This window comes from Streptomyces sp. NPDC048441, assembly GCF_043200235.1.
Lineage (GTDB): Bacteria > Actinomycetota > Actinomycetes > Streptomycetales > Streptomycetaceae > Streptomyces.
On the sequence record NZ_JBICXM010000001.1, the window covers coordinates 112,542 to 128,984 of the forward strand.

The 16,443-nt window shown below is 68.4% G+C and carries 17 protein-coding genes, 1 tRNA gene and 1 riboswitch; of the genes, 12 read left to right on the plus strand and 6 right to left on the minus strand.

Annotation, left to right across the window (positions count from 1 at the left end; all coding sequences use genetic code 11):
• Nucleotides 1-43: 43 nt before the first annotated feature.
• On the minus strand, nt 44-1,348 hold the full coding sequence (locus ACGFSB_RS00505) for a PTS transporter subunit EIIC (protein WP_393391914.1): 1,305 nt from the start codon (nt 1,346-1,348) through the stop codon (nt 44-46).
• Between the two features lie 230 nt (nt 1,349-1,578).
• Nucleotides 1,579-2,892 carry a PTS transporter subunit EIIC gene (locus tag ACGFSB_RS00510; RefSeq protein ID WP_393391917.1) on the minus strand — a complete coding sequence of 438 codons (1,314 nt, stop codon included), beginning with the start codon at nt 2,890-2,892 and terminating at the stop codon, nt 1,579-1,581.
• A 235-nt stretch (nt 2,893-3,127) separates the two neighbouring features.
• Here ACGFSB_RS00510 and ACGFSB_RS00515 point away from each other — a divergent pair, with 235 nt between their 5' ends.
• The 4 genes from ACGFSB_RS00515 to rdgB all read left to right on the plus strand — a co-directional run bounded on the left by ACGFSB_RS00515 (nt 3,128) and on the right by rdgB (nt 5,370).
• On the plus strand, nt 3,128-3,361 hold the full coding sequence (locus ACGFSB_RS00515) for a glucose PTS transporter subunit EIIB (RefSeq protein WP_389206627.1): 234 nt from the start codon (nt 3,128-3,130) through the stop codon (nt 3,359-3,361).
• Between the two features lie 113 nt (nt 3,362-3,474).
• A complete protein-coding gene (gene rph / locus ACGFSB_RS00520; protein ID WP_393391920.1) occupies nt 3,475-4,206 on the plus strand; it encodes a ribonuclease PH in 732 nt (243 codons plus the stop codon).
• 128 nt (nt 4,207-4,334) lie between these two features.
• Entirely contained in the window at nt 4,335-4,730 is a 396-nt protein-coding gene (locus ACGFSB_RS00525) for a hypothetical protein (protein ID WP_393391923.1), read from the plus strand.
• Between the two features lie 34 nt (nt 4,731-4,764).
• Nucleotides 4,765-5,370 (plus strand): RdgB/HAM1 family non-canonical purine NTP pyrophosphatase, encoded by a 606-nt coding sequence (rdgB, locus tag ACGFSB_RS00530; RefSeq protein ID WP_393391925.1) that lies wholly within the window; start codon nt 4,765-4,767, stop codon nt 5,368-5,370.
• Between the two features lie 69 nt (nt 5,371-5,439).
• Here the strand turns inward: rdgB and ACGFSB_RS00535 are convergent.
• Both ACGFSB_RS00535 and bcp read right to left on the minus strand, forming a co-directional pair.
• A tRNA-Leu gene (locus ACGFSB_RS00535) sits at nt 5,440-5,523 on the minus strand.
• A 73-nt stretch (nt 5,524-5,596) separates the two neighbouring features.
• The gene (bcp, locus tag ACGFSB_RS00540) at nt 5,597-6,064 is read right to left on the minus strand and encodes a thioredoxin-dependent thiol peroxidase (RefSeq protein WP_393391928.1); all 468 of its coding nucleotides are present in this window, start codon (nt 6,062-6,064) and stop codon (nt 5,597-5,599) included.
• Nucleotides 6,065-6,220: 156 nt separating this feature from the next.
• On the opposite strand from bcp, the gene ACGFSB_RS00545 reads away from it, so the two are divergent.
• From ACGFSB_RS00545 to ACGFSB_RS00555, 3 genes are all read left to right on the plus strand, one after another.
• Nucleotides 6,221-6,550, plus strand: coding sequence for a DUF3618 domain-containing protein (locus ACGFSB_RS00545; protein WP_393391931.1), 330 nt, complete (start codon nt 6,221-6,223; stop codon nt 6,548-6,550).
• Nucleotides 6,551-6,647: 97 nt separating this feature from the next.
• The gene (locus ACGFSB_RS00550; protein ID WP_393393730.1) at nt 6,648-6,950 is read left to right on the plus strand and encodes a GroES family chaperonin; all 303 of its coding nucleotides are present in this window, start codon (nt 6,648-6,650) and stop codon (nt 6,948-6,950) included.
• Between the two features lie 77 nt (nt 6,951-7,027).
• Nucleotides 7,028-7,097: riboswitch (guanidine-III (ykkC-III) riboswitch) on the plus strand.
• Nucleotides 7,098-7,156: 59 nt separating this feature from the next.
• Complete coding sequence (locus ACGFSB_RS00555) at nt 7,157-7,477, plus strand: multidrug efflux SMR transporter (RefSeq protein ID WP_160505255.1); 321 nt, start codon at nt 7,157-7,159, stop codon at nt 7,475-7,477.
• 8 nt (nt 7,478-7,485) lie between these two features.
• Here ACGFSB_RS00555 and ACGFSB_RS00560 read toward each other — a convergent pair whose 3' ends face one another.
• Nucleotides 7,486-9,972, minus strand: a complete 2,487-nt coding sequence (locus ACGFSB_RS00560; protein WP_393391934.1) for a transglycosylase domain-containing protein — start codon at nt 9,970-9,972, stop codon at nt 7,486-7,488.
• Nucleotides 9,973-10,171: 199 nt separating this feature from the next.
• Between ACGFSB_RS00560 and ACGFSB_RS00565 the strand changes: the two genes are divergently transcribed.
• Genes ACGFSB_RS00565 through ACGFSB_RS00580 form a run of 4 tightly spaced genes read left to right on the plus strand, consistent with a single transcriptional unit; the run spans nt 10,172 to nt 13,490 of the window.
• Nucleotides 10,172-10,993, plus strand: a complete 822-nt coding sequence (locus ACGFSB_RS00565) for an ABC transporter permease (RefSeq protein ID WP_393391937.1) — start codon at nt 10,172-10,174, stop codon at nt 10,991-10,993.
• Nucleotides 10,986-11,807, plus strand: a complete 822-nt coding sequence (locus ACGFSB_RS00570) for an ABC transporter permease (protein WP_393391940.1) — start codon at nt 10,986-10,988, stop codon at nt 11,805-11,807. The genes ACGFSB_RS00565 and ACGFSB_RS00570 overlap by 8 nt, the downstream gene beginning before the upstream one ends.
• A 6-nt stretch (nt 11,808-11,813) precedes the next feature.
• On the plus strand, nt 11,814-12,779 hold the full coding sequence (locus tag ACGFSB_RS00575; RefSeq protein WP_393391943.1) for an ATP-binding cassette domain-containing protein: 966 nt from the start codon (nt 11,814-11,816) through the stop codon (nt 12,777-12,779).
• A 9-nt stretch (nt 12,780-12,788) separates the two neighbouring features.
• Nucleotides 12,789-13,490, plus strand: a complete 702-nt coding sequence (locus ACGFSB_RS00580; RefSeq protein WP_393391945.1) for a DUF1707 domain-containing protein — start codon at nt 12,789-12,791, stop codon at nt 13,488-13,490.
• A 25-nt stretch (nt 13,491-13,515) separates the two neighbouring features.
• Here the strand turns inward: ACGFSB_RS00580 and ACGFSB_RS00585 are convergent, their stop codons facing one another.
• A complete protein-coding gene (locus ACGFSB_RS00585) occupies nt 13,516-14,838 on the minus strand; it encodes an SGNH/GDSL hydrolase family protein (RefSeq protein WP_393391948.1) in 1,323 nt (440 codons plus the stop codon).
• 223 nt (nt 14,839-15,061) lie between these two features.
• Here ACGFSB_RS00585 and ACGFSB_RS00590 point away from each other — a divergent pair, with 223 nt between their 5' ends.
• Entirely contained in the window at nt 15,062-16,417 is a 1,356-nt protein-coding gene (locus ACGFSB_RS00590) for a DUF445 domain-containing protein (RefSeq protein ID WP_393391951.1), read from the plus strand.
• The last annotated feature ends 26 nt before the right edge of the window (nt 16,418-16,443 follow it).

Here is a 16,443-nt window from a genome sequence, read left to right on the forward strand (position 1 = left end):
CGGTGCGGGGCTTCGTCGCGTTCCAGGCGCATCAGGCCGAGGCTCACGCCTTGGTGAGGTCCTCGATCTCCTCCTCGGGCTCGCGGCCCGGAGTGGTGAGGTTGAACTTGTTGATCGCGAAGCGGAAGAGCACGTAGTAGATCACCGCGAAGACCAGGCCGATCGGGATGATCATCCATGGCTTGGTGGCGAGGTTCCAGTTCAGCGCGTAGTCGATGAAGCCCGCGGAGAAGGTGAAGCCCGCGTGGACACCGAGGGCCCAGGTCACGGCCATGGAAATCGCCGTGAGGACCGCGTGGATCGCGTACAGCGCCGGGGCGATGAACATGAACGAGAACTCGATCGGCTCGGTCACGCCGGTGACGAACGAGGTCAGCGCGAGCGAGATCATCATGCCGAGGACGGCCTTGCGGCGCTCGGGGCGTGCCGAGTGCGCGATGGCGAGGGCGGCGGCCGGCAGGCCGAACATCATGATCGGGAAGAAGCCCGACATGAACTGGCCCGCGGTCGGGTCACCGGCAAGGAAGCGGTTCAGGTCGCCGTGCGAGACGACGCCCGCGGCGTTGGTGAAGTCGCCGATCTGGAACCAGGAGACGGTGTTCACGAACTGGTGCATGCCGATCGGCAGCAGACCACGGTTGACCAGGCCGAAGACGCCCGATCCCGCGGCGCCGAGGCCGGTGATCCACTCGCCGAAGTTGGTGATGACGTCGCCGATGGGCTCCCAGCCGATGACGACGAGCACGCCGAGGGCGGTGCCGACGAAGGCCATGATGATCGGCACCAGACGGCGGCCGTTGAAGAAGCCGAGCCAGTCGACCAGCTTGGTGCGGTGGAACTTCTGCCACAGCACGGCGGTCAGCAGACCGAGGATGATGCCGCCCAGGACACCCGGGTTCTGGAAGGAGGCCGATGTGACCTCGGAACCCTTCTGCCAGGCGCCGCCGAAGAGGCCGGTCGATATGTACTTCGCGCCGTCCATCCCGTCCTCGACGGGGAACTGGTGGATGACCGCGTAGTACGTCAGGAACCCGACGATGGCGGCGAGGGCCGTCGAACCGTCGGCCTTCTTCGCGAAGCCGATCGCCACACCGATGCAGAACAGCAGCGGGAGGCCGAAGGACGCGTCGAGGAGAGCGCCGCCGGCGCCCGCGAAGACCTTGGCGACGTTGTCCCAGCCGAGGCCGTCGGCGCCGAAGACGTCCGGCTGGCCGAGGCGCAGCAGGATGCCCGCGGCGGGCAGGACGGCGATGGGCAGCTGCAGACTGCGACCCACCTTCTGCAGGCCCTGGAACAGACCGGAGCCCCGCTTCTTCGCGGGGGCCGCCGAAGCGGTGGCCGTACTCATCAATTCCTCCATGTGCGGCTGCTGCCACGGGGACGATTGGGGGTGGGCAGCACCCCGGTGGTCTACACCACTCACTGGTGTAGACCTGTTGTAGCACGGTGAAGGTGACGTAAGGAACCCACGAGTTTTGTGGGGTCGGCCATAACGCGAAATGAACGCAGAAAGACCCCCGGACCAGAGGTCCGGGGGTCTAGCGCCGGGAGTGGGCCTGCGGGCCGCACCGCCAAGCGCTAAGCCTTGGTCTGTTCCGCGTCCAACGCCTCCGCCTCCTCCTCCGGTTCTCGCCCGGGAGTCGCCAGGTTGAACTTGCGGATCACGAAGCTGAACAGGACGTAGTACACCGCCGCGAACGCAAGACCGATCGGAATGATCAACCAGGGTTTGGTCGCCAGACTCCAGTTGATGACGTAGTCGATCAGGCCCGCGGAGAAGCTGAAGCCGTCCTTGACCCCCAGCGCCCATGTCACCGCCATCGAGACACCGGTCAGGACCGCGTGGATGGCGTAAAGCAGTGGCGCGATGAAGAGGAACGAGTACTCGATCGGCTCGGTGATGCCGGTGACGAACGACGTCAGGCCCACCGAGAGCATCATGCCGCCGACGACCTTGCGGCGTTCGGGGCGGGCCGCGTGCGTGATCGCCAGAGCGGCAGCGGGGAGGGCGAACATCATGATCGGGAAGAAGCCCGAAGTGAACTGACCCGCCGTCGGGTCGCCCGCGAGGAAGCGGTTGATGTCACCGTGGACGATCGTGCCGTCCGGCTTGGTGAAGTCGCCGAACTGGAACCAGACGAACGTGTTCAGGAACTGGTGCAGGCCGATCGTGAGCAGTGCGCGGTTCGCCACACCGAAGATGCCTGAACCCAACCACCCAAGGTCCACAAGCCACTTGGAGAAGCTGGTGAGCCCGTCACCGATCGGCGGCCAGATCCAGACACAGACACCGGCGAAGACCAGACCGACGAAAGCCATGATGATCGGCACCAGGCGGCGCCCGTTGAAGAAGCCGAGCCAGTCGACCAGCTTCACGCGGTGGTAGCGCTGCCAGAACCATGCGGCGAGCAGGCCCATCACGATGCCGCCGAAGACCCCTGGATTCTGATACGGGGCCTGCGCGACCGTCCCGTCCTCCGCCACGCACACACCGCCCCACATCCCCGCGCCGCCGAACGTGGTGTCCGTAGGGCAGTCGTCGGGGAAGGCGCGGAGTACCGCGTAGTAGACGAGGAAACCCGCTACCGCCGCGAGCGCCGTGGAGCCGTCCGACTTCTTCGCCATGCCGATCGCGACACCGATACAGAACAGCAGGGGCAGACCGAGCGTGGAGTCCAGGAGCGAACCGCCCGCCGCCGCGAAGACCTTGGCGACGTTCGTCCAGCCGAGGCCGTCGTCGCCGAAGACGTCCGGCTGGCCGAGACGGTTGAGGATGCCGGCCGCGGGGAGGACGGCGATGGGGAGCTGGAGGCTGCGCCCCATCTTCTGGAGAGCCTGGAACAGGCCGTTCCACCACTTCTTCTGCGGCACCGCTGCTGCTTCGGAACTCATCGGCGTCCCCTCCGGAACAAGCCAGGTTTGGCGGTCGTTGAAAACTGGTGTAGACCAGTTGCGAAACGGGTGCGGTGCCGTCCCCAGAGGGTTGGCGAGAGGGATGGCACCTTGATCGTCATCATTGGGCACGACTGCCGTAACCGCCCGCGAAGATGCTCCAACCGTGCGTTACCGTGACAAAGCGTGCCTACGGTGTGGTGAGGCCGCGTCCTTTAAGAACAGGGAGAACACCATGGCCAGCAAGGCTGAGAAGATCGTCGCCGGGCTCGGCGGCATCGAGAACATCGAAGAGGTCGAGGGCTGCATCACCCGCCTCCGCACCGAGGTTATCGACCCGAGCAAGGTCGACGACGCCGCGCTGAAGGCCGCGGGCGCCCACGGCGTCGTCAAGATGGGCACCGCGATCCAGGTCGTCATCGGCACCGACGCGGACCCCATCGCGGCGGACATCGAAGACATGATGTGAGCAGCGCCGCATCATCCGGGGAGTAACCCCCGGACTCCCAGCCGGACATGCGTGTGGGCCCCGCTCCGACAACAGGAGCGGGGCCCACACGCGTACCGGATAGGCTCGGCACCATGTCTCGAATCGACGGCCGCACCCCCGAACAGCTCCGCCCGATCACCATCGAACGCGGCTGGAGCAAGCACGCCGAGGGCTCCGTCCTCATCTCCTTCGGCGACACCAAGGTCTTCTGCACCGCCTCCGTCACCGAGGGCGTCCCGCGCTGGCGCAAGGGCAGCGGCGAAGGATGGGTCACCGCCGAGTACTCGATGCTGCCGCGCGCCACCAACACCCGCGGCGACCGCGAATCCGTACGCGGCAAGATCGGCGGCCGCACGCACGAGATCAGCCGCCTCATCGGCCGCTCCCTCCGGGCCGTCATCGACTACAAGGCACTCGGCGAGAACACCATCGTCCTCGACTGCGACGTCCTCCAGGCAGACGGCGGCACCCGCACGGCGGCCATCACCGGCGCGTACGTCGCGCTGGCCGACGCCGTCGCCTGGGCCCAGGGCAAGAAGCTCATCAAGGCAGGACGCAAGCCCCTCACCGACACCGTCTCCGCCGTCTCCGTAGGCATCGTCGGCGGCGTGCCGCTCCTCGACCTCCGCTACGAGGAGGACGTGAAGGCCGACACCGACATGAACGTCGTCTGCACCGGCGACGGCCGCTTCGTCGAGGTCCAAGGCACGGCCGAGGCCGAGCCGTTCGACCGCAAGGAGCTCAACGCGCTGCTCGACCTGGCGGTAGGCGGCTGCGAGGACCTCGCGGCATTCCAGCGCGAGGCACTGGAAGCAACGAAGTAACCGACGACGTAACCGACGAAGTAACCGATCAGGCAAGCAACCATCGGGCCCCAAGCGGGCGTTCTTACGGATACGGGCGCACGGGCAAAGCCGTGCGCCCGTACCAGCACTCGGGGAGGGACCCACGCATGGCCGCGCGCCACCGCCGTATCGCCATCGCCATCACTTCCGTTCTGATCGCCGTAACGGCGGGCGCCGGACTCGTCGGCTGCGGCGCCGTCGAGAAGGCCCTCGACTGTGTCCAGGCTGCGGACGCCATCTCCGACAGCGTCATCGACCTGCAGCAGGCCATCGAGAAGGCGGGCGACGACCCCACGCAGGCCGACAAGGCGCTCGACGAGATCGACAAGAACATCGACAAGATCGGCGACAAGACCGACGACACAGATGTGAACAAGGCGGTCGACGACCTCGGCAAGGCCGTCGACAACGTCCGCACAGCCATCGACAACGGCGACGCGACGCCCGACCTCAAGCCGGTCGTGGACGCGGGGGGCGAACTGACGAAGGTCTGCACGCCGTAACGTCCGGACGTCCGGGGGCTTGATACTGGTCGTCATGACCCGCCTCATCCTCGCCACCCGTAACTCCGGCAAGATCACGGAACTCAGGGCGATCCTCGCCGACGCAGGCCTCACCCATGACCTCGTCGGCGCGGACGCCTACCCCGAGATCCCCGACGTCAAGGAAACCGGCGTCACCTTCGCCGAGAACGCCCTCCTCAAAGCCCACGCCCTCGCCCAGGCCACCGGCCTCCCCGCCGTCGCCGACGACTCCGGCCTCTGCGTCGACGTCCTGGGCGGCGCCCCCGGCATCTTCTCCGCCCGCTGGGCAGGCAAGCACGGCGACGACACCGCCAACCTGGAACTGCTGCTGGCCCAACTGGGCGACATCGCCTCGGACACGCACCGGGGCGCCCACTTCGCCTGCGCGGCGGCGCTTGCCCTCCCGGACGGCACGGAGAGGGTGGTCGAGGGGCAGCTGAGAGGCGTACTGCGTCATGCGCCTTCGGGATCGGGGGGCTTCGGCTACGACCCGGTTCTTCAGCCGGAGGGCGAGACGCGGACGTGCGCGGAGCTGACTCCTGCGGAGAAGAACGCGATCAGCCATCGGGGGAAGGCGTTCCGGGGGCTGGTGCCGGTGGTGCGGGAGCTGTTGGGCTGAGGGGGCGTACGTACGACGAAGGCCCGGCTCGCGGGGTTCGCGAGACGGGCCTTCGATCCGAAGGATCAGTGCGGCGGAAGGGATTCGAACCCTCAAACCCTGTCACGGGTCACTGGACCTAAACCAGCTGTGTCGCCATTGCACCACCGCCGCTGGTAGTCCGTCATGCTATCGGGCCGAGGGTTCGAGCGGCACATGGCTCAACGATCAGGCATCCGCGCAGCGCTCAGATGCCCAGGTCCTTGATGATCTTGGCTACGTGTCCCGTCGCCTTGACGTTGTAGAACGCGTGCTCCACCTTGCCCGCCTCGTCGACCACGATCGTCGAGCGGATGACCCCGGTGACCGTCTTGCCGTACAGCTTCTTCTCGCCGAAGGCGCCGTACGCCTCGAGGGTCTCCTTGGACGGGTCGCCGACCAGCGTGACCTTGAGGTTCTCCTTCTCGCGGAACTTCGCCAGCTTCTCCGGCTTGTCGGGGGACACGCCGATCACGTCGTAGCCCGCGGTCGCGAGGACGTCGAGGTTGTCCGTGAAGTCGCAGGCCTGCTTGGTGCAGCCGGGGGTGAGGGCGGCCGGGTAGAAGTAGACGATGACCTTGCGGCCCTTGTGGGCGGCCAGGGAGACCTCGTTGCCGTCCGCGTCCGGCAGGGTGAAGGCCGGGGCCGTGTCGCCGGGGGTGAGTCGCTCGCTCATCTTCGGTCTCCTCGCACAGGATGTTTCGCAAAAACGTGTGGTGACGCAGTCGAGGGTAATAGGGGTGCCGTGGGGTGCGGTGCGCGTCGAGCTGACAGACTGTCGGTGATACGTACAGAAAGACTCATAGCCGGAAACGACCACGGAGGCAGCGCGGTGTCGGAGACGTCGGATATCAGGACCCCGGCGCAGATCGAGGCGGACATCAAGCGCCGTCGCGAGACGCTCGCCGAGACGCTCGACGAGATCGGGGTGCGGGTCCACCCGAAGACGGTGGTCGGCGACGCGAAGGCCAAGGTCGTCGCGAGTGTGGACAACACCCTCGGGCGGGCGTACGTCGGTGCCAACCGGCTCGTGTCCGATGTGAAGGGCCAGCTGGTGACCGAGGACGGGGCGCCGCGCCTGGAGCGGATCGTGCCGGTGGCGCTGGTGGTCGTGGGGCTCATGGGGCTGCTCACGGTGGGTTCGCGGCGCCGCAAGGGCTGACCCGGGAGCGTACGGGCGTGCCGGTGGCAGGTAGGTTCAGGGCGTGAGCGCCAAAAGCCAGGGACCAAGCACCCACGACGACAAGCTGCCCATCCGGATGCTGCACGACCGTGTGCTCGTGCGGCAGGACACCGGTGAGGGCGAGCGCAAGTCGGGTGGCGGCATCCTGATCCCCGCCACCGCCGCTGTCGGCAGGCGTCTCGCCTGGGCCGCCGTGGTCGCCGTCGGGCAGAACGTGCGGGCGGTGGAGCCCGGTGACCGGGTTCTGTACGACCCGGAGGACCGGGCCGAGGTGGAGGTGCGGGGCGTGGCGTACGTGCTGATGCGCGAGCGCGATCTACATGCCGTGGCCGCCGACCGGTTCGAGGGGTCCGAGGATTCGACCGGGCTTTATCTTTAGCAAGCGCTGTCTTTAGCGAGCACTGTCTTTAGCAAGCGCTGAAGGGGCTGGTGACCATCGTCACCAGCCCCTTTTGCGCGTTCTTTGCTACCTTTGAAGGACCCCGACGAGACGCGCCGTACCGGGATTCCGCAAAGACGACGCACCCCCATCAAGTAGCGCGAGCGCGACCGCGAGTCGCGTTCCACGTTGTCGGAGGTGCCGTCATGGCCTGGGTTCTGTTGATCGTCGCCGGTCTGCTCGAAGTGGGCTGGTCGATCGGGATGAAGTTCACCGAGGGGTTCACGCGGCTGTGGCCGAGCGTGTTCACCGGCCTCGGGATCGTCGCGAGCATGATGCTGCTCTCGCACGCCGCCAAGACGCTGCCCATCGGCACGGCGTACGGCGTCTGGGTCGGCATCGGTGCGGCCGGTGCCGCGGTGGTCGGGATGATGGTCCTCGGTGAGCCCGCCACCGCCGCCCGGATCTTCTTCGTCGTGCTGCTGCTCGTCGCCGTCGTGGGTCTGAAGGCCACTTCGGGGCACTAGGCCACCGGTTAGCGGGCCGCGGGTTCGCCCCGCCTCCTCGTCGCCGAGTTGTCCGTCAGGCCACCCAGAGCTCCACCGTCGTCGGCCGTTCCGCCGTCGGCGGTGGAGCCTTCGGTCTGGCCGCCCTGGGCGGCGCCCCCGTCGGCGGTGGCGCCTCCGTCGGCCGCCCCGCCGTCGGTGGTGGCACCGCCGTCCGTGGGGCCTTGGGTCTGCCCTTGATCCTGCCCCTGCGTCTGCCCCTGGTCCTGGCCTTGGGTCTGGCCCTGATCCTGTCCCTGCGTCTGGCCCGCGTCCTGGCCCTGGGTCTGCCCCTGGTCCTGGCCCGGCGTCTCGCCGCCCGTGGCCGCGCCGCCGGTCGCCGGGTCCTCCGTGACGTCCGAGGGGTCCGGGACCACCGGCTCGTCGGCGCCCTGCTCCAGCTCCAGGTCGAAGTCCTGTACCGGCTCGTCGGCCAGGGCCTCCTTGGTGAACTGCGCCCAGATCTGGGCGGGGTAGGCGCCGCCGTTGATGCGGGGCTGGCCGAGCGCCCCGTACAGCGGGGTGTGCGCGCCGGTCTTCGGGTCCTGGCCCATCACGGAGACCACGGTGGCGAGTTCCGGCGTGTAGCCCGCGAACCAGGCCGCCTTGTCCTCCTCCGCGGTGCCGGTCTTGCCCGCCGCCGGGCGGCCCGCGGCCTGCGCCGCCGTGCCGGTGCCGCCGTCGACGACGCTCCGCAGGATGGACGTGGTGGTGTCGGCGGCTTCGCGGCTGACGGCCTGCGCGGTCTTCTTCTCCGGCAGTTCGACTTCCTGGCCGTCCTTGGTGACCTTCGCGACCATCGTGTACGTGGGGTGCTTGCCGTGGTTGGCGAGCGTCGCGTACGCCTCCGTCATGTCCAGGACGGAGGCCGTGGACGGGCCGAGCGCGATGGACGGGGACGCGGTCAGGTCGGGGGTGGACTCCGGGATGCCGAGGTCGACCGCCGTGTCCTTGACCTTGTCCGAGCCGACGTCGACGGCCATCTGCGCGTAGACCGAGTTGACGGACTTGTCGGTGGCGGTGCTCACGGTGATGTTGCCGTAGTCGACGTCGTCCTCGTTCTCGGGCGCGTACGTCCCGCCGTCCCAGCCCTGCACCGGGCGCTTGTTGGTGCCGTCGTAGATCGTGTTCGGGGTGATCGTGCGGCCGTCCTGGGTGACCGAGCCGTTCTCCACGGCCGAGGTGAAGACGAACGGCTTGAAGGTGGAGCCGACTTGGTAGTCGCGGCGCGTGGCGTTGTTGACGTACTGCTTCGTGTAGTCGATGCCGCCGTACATGGCGACGACCTCGCCGGTGGCCGGGTCGATCGACGCGCCGCCCGCGCGCACATTGCGGTCGACCTTGCGGGCGCCCTTGTCGACCTGGTCCATCACCTGGTCGTCGACGGCCTTCTTGAAGGCGTCCTGGCGGTCCTTCTGGAGGGTGGTGGTGATGCGGTAGCCGCCCTTGGCGAGGGTGTCCTCGTCGACGATGTCGTTGGCCGTCAGATAGTCCTCGACGGCCTGTACGAGATAGCCGCGCTGCCCGGAGAGACCGGAGGAGCCCTTGGCCTCCTTCGGAGCGGGGAACTTGGTCCTCGCCCGCTCGGACGCGCTGAGCCAGCCCTCCTTGACCATGCCGTCGAGGACGTAGTTCCAGCGGCCCTCGGCACGCTTCTTGTTCTCCGGGTGGGTCGCCACGTCGTACGCGTTGGGGGAGTTGAGGAGTGTCGCGAGGTAGGCGCCCTGCGCGGTGTTCAGCTTTTTGACGTCCTTGCCGAAGTAGGCCTGGGCGGCGGCCTGGACGCCGTACGCGTTGCGTCCGAAGTAGCTGGTGTTCAGATACCCGGAGAGGATGTCGTTCTTGCTCACCTCGCGGTCCAGCTTGATCGAGATGAAGAATTCCTTGGCCTTGCGGGTGACGGTCTGCTCCTGGCCCAGGTAGTAGTTCTTCACGAACTGCTGGGTGATCGTCGAACCGGACTGCTTGCCCTTGCCGGTGACGGTGTTCCAGGCGGCGCGGATCATCGCCTTCGGGTCGACGGCGGACTCGCTGTAGAAGTCGCGGTCCTCGGCGGCGAGCGCGGCGTGCTGGACTTCCTTGGGGATCTGGCTCAGCGGCACGTTCTCGCGGTTGACCTCGCCGTCGCGGGCCAGTTGGGTGCCGTCGGCATAGAGATAGACGTTGCTCTGGGCGGTGGCTCCCGCGTTGGCCGGCGGGATGTCGACGATCATGTAGCCCGCGACGAAGCCACCGACGCAGAGCAGGATCAGGAGGATGAAACCGCCGAGCACCATGCGCCAGGTGGGGAAGATCCGCCGCCAGCCTTTGCGCTTGGGGCGTTTCTTCTTGCCCTTCTTGCCGCCTTTGCCTTCGGGGCTGCCGGGTGCCTCGGATGAGGTTTCCGGAGTGGCCGGGGTATCCACGGGTTCGCGGGGCGCCCAGCCCTCGGGCTTCTCGGAACCGGAACCCCGCTGCTGCGGCTCGTCGCTGCTCATGTCTCGTGGAACTCCCGGTTCGCGTCGTACGTCACGTACGCCTCGTACGACCCATTGCACACTGTCGCTTCCTGCGTTCCCTGCCAGGCACGCGCCGTGCGGCGAAATTGCCTGGCACGAGCGATGCCGAGCGCACTAGGCTCCGTCTCTTTGGCCCGGACGGGGCAAGGCTCTCGCTAAAAGACTCTCGCTAAAGGGGATGCGTGTGCGTACAGGACGGTTCCGCTTGTACGCGGCCGTCGCCCGAGGAGGCTTCCGGCGGTACGCCACCTATCGGATCGCCACCCTGGCCGGGGTGTTCACCAACAGCGTCTTCGGGCTGATCCTGGCGTACACCTACATCGCCCTCTGGGACGAGCGGCCGGGGCTCGGCGGTTACGACCAGGCGCAGGCACTGACCTTCGTATGGCTGGGGCAGGGGCTGCTCACGGTCATGTCGTTGATGGGCGGCGGTTTCGAGGGCGAGCTGATCGAGCGGATCCGCACCGGGGACATCGCGGTCGACCTCTACCGGCCCGCCGACCTACAGGCCTGGTGGCTGGCGACCGACCTGGGCCGGGCCGTGTTCCAGCTGCTCGGGCGCGGTGTCGTACCGATGGTGATCGGCTCCCTGGTCTTCGATCTGGCGCTGCCCACGGACGTGCTGACCTGGGTGGCGTTCCTGGTGGCCGTCGTCCTGGGCGTGGTGGTCAGCTTCGGGATCCGCTTCCTGGTGGCGCTCTGCGCGTTCTGGCTGATGGACGGCGCGGGCGTGACCCAGGTGGCGATGCTCGCGGGCGTCTTCTTCTCGGGGATGCTGCTCCCGCTGAACGTCTTCCCCGGCGCGCTCGGCGAGTTCGCCCGCGCGCTGCCCTGGTCGGCGCTGCTCCAGGTGCCCGTGGACGTGTTCCTCGGCAAGCACACGGGCGTCGACCTGCTTCGGACGTACGCCTTCCAGATCGGCTGGGCGGCGGCACTCCTCACGGCCGGGCGGCTGCTTCAGGCGGTCGCCACGCGACGGGTGGTGGTCCAGGGTGGCTGACCTGGCACAGGCGCGGGACGGTCTGCGCGCCTACCGGCTGATCTCCGGCATGTGGATCCGCTCCCTGATGGCCTACCGCGTGTCGTTCACGATGACCGCGCTCGGCAACCTGACAGTGACGGCCTTCGACTTCGCGGCGATCCTGCTGATGTTCTCCCAGGTGGACCGGCTCGGCGGCTACTCGCTGCCGGAGATCGCCTTCCTGTACGGCGCGTCCGGCACCGCGTTCGGGCTCACGGACCTCGCCCTGGGGTCCATGGACCGGCTCGGGAAGCGGGTGCGTGACGGCACGCTCGACACGCTGCTCGTACGGCCGGTACCGGTGATCGCGCAGGTCGCCGCCGACCGGTTCGGGCTGCACCGGCTCGGGCGCGTCGTCCAGGGGGTGCTCGTCCTCACGTACGCGCTCGTGGTCCTGGACATCGAATGGACGCCGCTGAAGGCCCTGATGATCCCGCTGATGCTGCTCTCCGGAGCGGGGATCTTCGCGTCCGTGTTCATGGCGGGCGCGGCCTTCCAGTTCGTGGCGCAGGACGCGGCCGAGGTGCAGAGCGCCTTCACCTACGGCGGCAACACGCTGCTCCAGTATCCGCCGACCCTCTTCACCAAGGATCTGGTGCGCGGCGTGACCTTCGTGCTGCCGCTCGCCTTCGTGAACTGGCTGCCCGCGCTGTACGTCATGGGGCGGCCCTATCCGCTGGACCTGCCGACCTGGGTGGCGTTCACGCCTCCCCTGGTCGCCGCCGCATGTCTCGCCCTCGCGGGGCTCGCCTGGCGCGCGGGCCTTCGTTCGTACCGCAGCACTGGGAGCTGAACCGCCGTGGAAACAGACCTGATTGAGCTCGACGGCGTCGAGAAGGTCTTCGACGTACGCAAGAAGACCGGCTTCATGCGGCGCGAGAAGCACGAGGTGCGGGCCGTCGACGGCATCTCTTTCCGGGTGCCGCGCGGCGAGATGGTCGGCTACATCGGCCCGAACGGCGCGGGCAAGTCGACGACGATCAAAATGCTGACCGGCATCCTGACCCCGAGCGGCGGGCGGCTGCGGGTCGCGGGCATCGATCCGTCCCGCGAACGCACCCGCCTCGCGCGCCGCATCGGTGTGGTGTTCGGCCAGCGCACCACCCTGTGGTGGGACCTGCCGCTGATCGACTCGTACCGCCTGATGCACCGCATGTACCGCGTACCGGACGCCCGCTTCAAGGAGAACCTCGACCGCTGCGTCGAACTCCTGGAGCTGGGCGCCCTGTTGGACGTGCCGGTGCGTCAGCTCTCGCTCGGGCAACGGATGCGCGGCGACATCGCGGCGGCGCTCCTCCATGACCCCGAGGTGCTCTACCTGGACGAGCCGACGATCGGCCTCGATGTGATCAGCAAGGCCAAAGTCCGGGAATTCCTCCGGGACTTGAACGCGGAGGCGGGCACAACAGTCCTGCTCACCACGCACGACCTCACCGACATCGAGCAGCTCTGCAAGCGGGTCATGGTCATCGACCACGGCCGTCTGATGTACGACGGCGCGCTCGCCGGGCTGCACGAGGTGGGGGAGAGCGAGCGGACCCTGATCGTGGACCTGGAGCGCGAACTGCCGCCCATCGAGGTGGAGTCGGCGCGGGTGGTGAAGGTGGAGGGCCCGCGGCAGTGGCTCGCCTTCCCGGCCGCGGAGTCGGCGGCTCCGCTCGTCGCGCGGATCGCGGCGGAGTACCCGATGGTCGACCTCTCGGTCAGGGAACCCGACATCGAGGCGGTCATCGCCAAGATGTACGCGGAGAAGGCGACCTCGTAGGCTGCTCGTATGACCGACGAGCAGCCTCATCTCCCCGATCTCCGGGCCGCCGACGCGGACCGCGACCGCGTCGCCGAAAGGCTCCGCGATGCCATGGCCGAGGGCCGCCTCGACATGGAGGAGTTCGAGCAGCGCCTCGACGCGACGTACAAGGCGCGTACGTACGGTGAGCTCGAGCCGATCACCCGGGATCTCCCCGCGGTGGGCGCCAAGGGGCCCATGGTGTCCATGGTCAAGCCGAGCCAGGCCGGGGACGGCGAGGTCGACTGGCCGTCCCGCATGGGCGGCGAGGCCACGTCCACGGGCGCCTTCGCCTTCTGGAGCGGCTTCAACCGCAAGGGCGGCTGGACGGTGGGCTCGCGGTTCACCGCGTTCGCGATGTGGGGCGGCGGCGAGATCGACCTGCGCGAGGCGCGGTTCGCGGACCGTGACGTGGAGATCCGCTGCTTCACGGTCATGGGCGGTATGCAGGTCACCGTGCCGCCGGAGCTGACCGTGGTGGTCAAGGGCTGGGGCATCATGGGCGGCTTCGACGACCACGCCACGGGCGAGGGCACGCCTGGCTCCCCGCGCGTGGTGGTCAAGGGCTTCGCCCTGATGGGCGGGATCGGCGTGGACCGCAAGCTGCCGCGGGCGGAGCGCCTGCGGATCAAGGAGGAGCGGCGCCGGGAGAGGCTGGAGCGGCGGGATGAGAGGCGGGGCGGGCACTGAGGCCGCCCCCCCCGGTGGCTGTGGCTTACAGCTCGGCCGCTGCCGAGCCCCTCAGCTGCGTCAGGTTGAAGGTGTCCGCCATCTTCCGGTAGCCCGCGTCGCTGGGGTGCAGGTGATCGCCCGAGTCGTACTCGTGCCGGAGCTTGCGGGGGTCGTAGGGGTCCCGCAGGGCCTTGTCGAAGTCGACGAACTCGTCGAAGACCTGCCCGTTCCTGATCTCCTCGTTCACCGCTTCCCGTACGCCTTCGAGCTCCGGCTCGTATCCCCGGTGGCCACCGAACGGCATCAGCGTCGCGCCGACGACCCTTATGCCGCGGGTGTGGGCCTGGCGGGTCAGTTCGCGCAGGCCCTCCGTGATCCGGTCGGGATTGTTCTGGTGCGGGTTGCGCAGGATGTCGTTGACGCCGAGCGCGATGACGACGGCCTTGACGCCGGTGCGGTTCAGGACGTCGCGGTCGAAGCGGGAGAGCCCGCTCGGGTTGTCCGCGGGGGTGCCGTTCCCGTCCGAGAGGACGCGGTTACCGCTGATCCCCTCGTTCACGACGCCGTAGCGCGGCCCGCCCGTCTCGGTGCGGAGCCGGTCGGCGAGGGTGTCGGTCCAGCGGGCGTTGGCGCCCATGGTGGAGGAGATGCCGTCGGTGAGCGAGTCGCCGAAGACGACGACGGTGCCGTTCGACTCGTTGCTCAGGACGTCCACGGCCGAGAGGTAGCGCCAGGAGGTGCTCTGCTGGTTGTACGCCCGGCCGTTCGGGTCTTCCGTACGGTCGCCGTCGGCGGCGTAGCTGACCTGGCGGGCGTGCGGGTGGATGGTGACGGGACCCGAGGGGGTCGGCGAGAACGTCGACACGAGCAGGTCCGTGTCGTGCGGCACCCGGATGCGGACCGCGTCGCTCATCACCTGCTGGCCCGCGGGGATCACCACCGAGGTGTTGCCGTTGAAGTTCAGGCGGCGCAGGGTGCCCGGTGCGACGGCCGGGTTGTTCGGCCCGACGGCGACCGCGATCGAGGCGTGGGTGATGCTCAGCGGCTGCTGCCCGTACAGGTTCGACAGGGTGATGCGGGCGTTGTCGCCGCCCACGCTGGTGTGCACGACGTTGCGGATGGAGCGACCCGCGAAGCCGTTGCGCTGCGTGCCCGGCTCGGCGGCGGCGGGTGACGCCGCCCAGGAGCCGATCCAGGTGCCCGCCGATGCGGGCGCCGCTGAATTGCGCGGGGTGCGTGGCCCCGCGCTGATGGTGTCCTGAGATCCGTCGTCGGTGTGCGTTACACCGAGGTATATGGCGGCGGAAATCACCACTATCACCGCGAGGACCGCGGCTAGCAGGGCATAACCGTGACGCTTGGTCATGCGGGCTGTTTCTCCTCGGGCAGGGGGAGCCTGGTCGAGGCTCCGATGTGATCACCCCATGATGCGTCATGGGCCGTGAGGCGGCCGACACTGCCCCCCTCCGACCATTCAGACGCCGGGAACTTGTGGTCCGTTCCAGGAGTCGGTCAGGAAGGGACACGGAGAGCCGGGGACAATGTGGGCGAGGACGCCACGAACCACGCGAATGGGCCAGGTGGAGTGAGTGGAACGTACTGATCGAGCATTTCCGGAAAATGCGGCCGAAGCGACAGAACAGGATACTCCCGGGCGGCATGGTGCCGCCGCCGGTGGCGGTGGCTTCACGTACAGCCCCGCCGACGAGGAGAAGCGGCGCGGCGTCCGCCGGATGAAGATCACGGCGACGGGCCTCCTGGTCTTCGTCGCCGTCGTCTACGTACTCGCCAAATGGGCCCAGAACTCCGGAGCGGGCGCCTGGACGGGCTATGTCGCGGCGGCGGCGGAGGCGGGCATGGTCGGCGCGCTCGCCGACTGGTTCGCGGTGACGGCGCTCTTCCGCCACCCGCTGGGCCTGCCCATCCCGCACACGGCCATCATCCCGAACAAAAAAGACCAACTGGGCGTCTCGCTCGGTGAGTTCGTGGGTGAGAACTTCCTCTCATCCGATGTCGTACGAGGCCGTCTGCGGGCCGTGGGCATCGGTGGCCGCCTCGGCACCTGGCTGGCGGAGCCCGAACACGCCGACCGGGTGACGGCCGAACTGGCGACGGCCCTGCGCGGAGCCTTGACGGTCCTGCGCGACTCCGACGTGCAGGCGGTGGTCGGCGAGGCGATCACGCGCCGCGCCGACGCCCAGGAGATCGCGCCGGGCATCGGAAAGATGCTGGAGAAGGTGGTGGCGGACGGCGGCCACAGACGAGTCGTCGACCTGGTCTGCGTACGCGCCCACGACTGGCTGGTCGAGCACGACGAGTCGGTCATGGACGCGGTGCAGGGCGGCGCCCCCGGCTGGACCCCGCGGTTCGTCGACAAGAAGGTCGGCGAGCGCGTCTACAAGGAACTCCTCCGCTTCCTGGCCGAGATGCGGGACATGCCCGAGCACCCCGCCCGCGGCGCCGTCGACCGTTTCCTCGCCGACTTCGCCGCCGACCTGCAGTCCGACTCGGACACGCGGGAGCGCGTGGAGCGCCTCAAGCGTGAGGTGCTCGGCCGCGGCGAGGTCCAGGACCTGATCGCCTCCGCCTGGTCGGCGGTACGCCAGATGATCGTGGCCGCCGCCGAGGACGAGCGCAGCGAGCTCCGCCTGCGGGTGCGGGCCGCGCTGCTCTCGCTCGGCGCCCGGATGGCGACGGACGACCGGCTGCGGCAGAAGGTCGACGGCTGGGTCGAGGGGGCGGCGGTGTACGTGGTCACGACGTACAGGGACGAGATCACTTCCCTGATCACGGACACGGTCGCGGGCTGGGACGCCGAGCACACGTCGAAGAAGATCGAGGCGCATATTGGCCGTGACCTGCAGTTCATCAGGATCAACGGCACGGTGGTGGGGGCGTTGGCGGGCTTGGCGATCTATACGGTGACGCATGGGCTGGGGGCGTGATTTCCTCTTGGCCTGTCCGGCGTTTG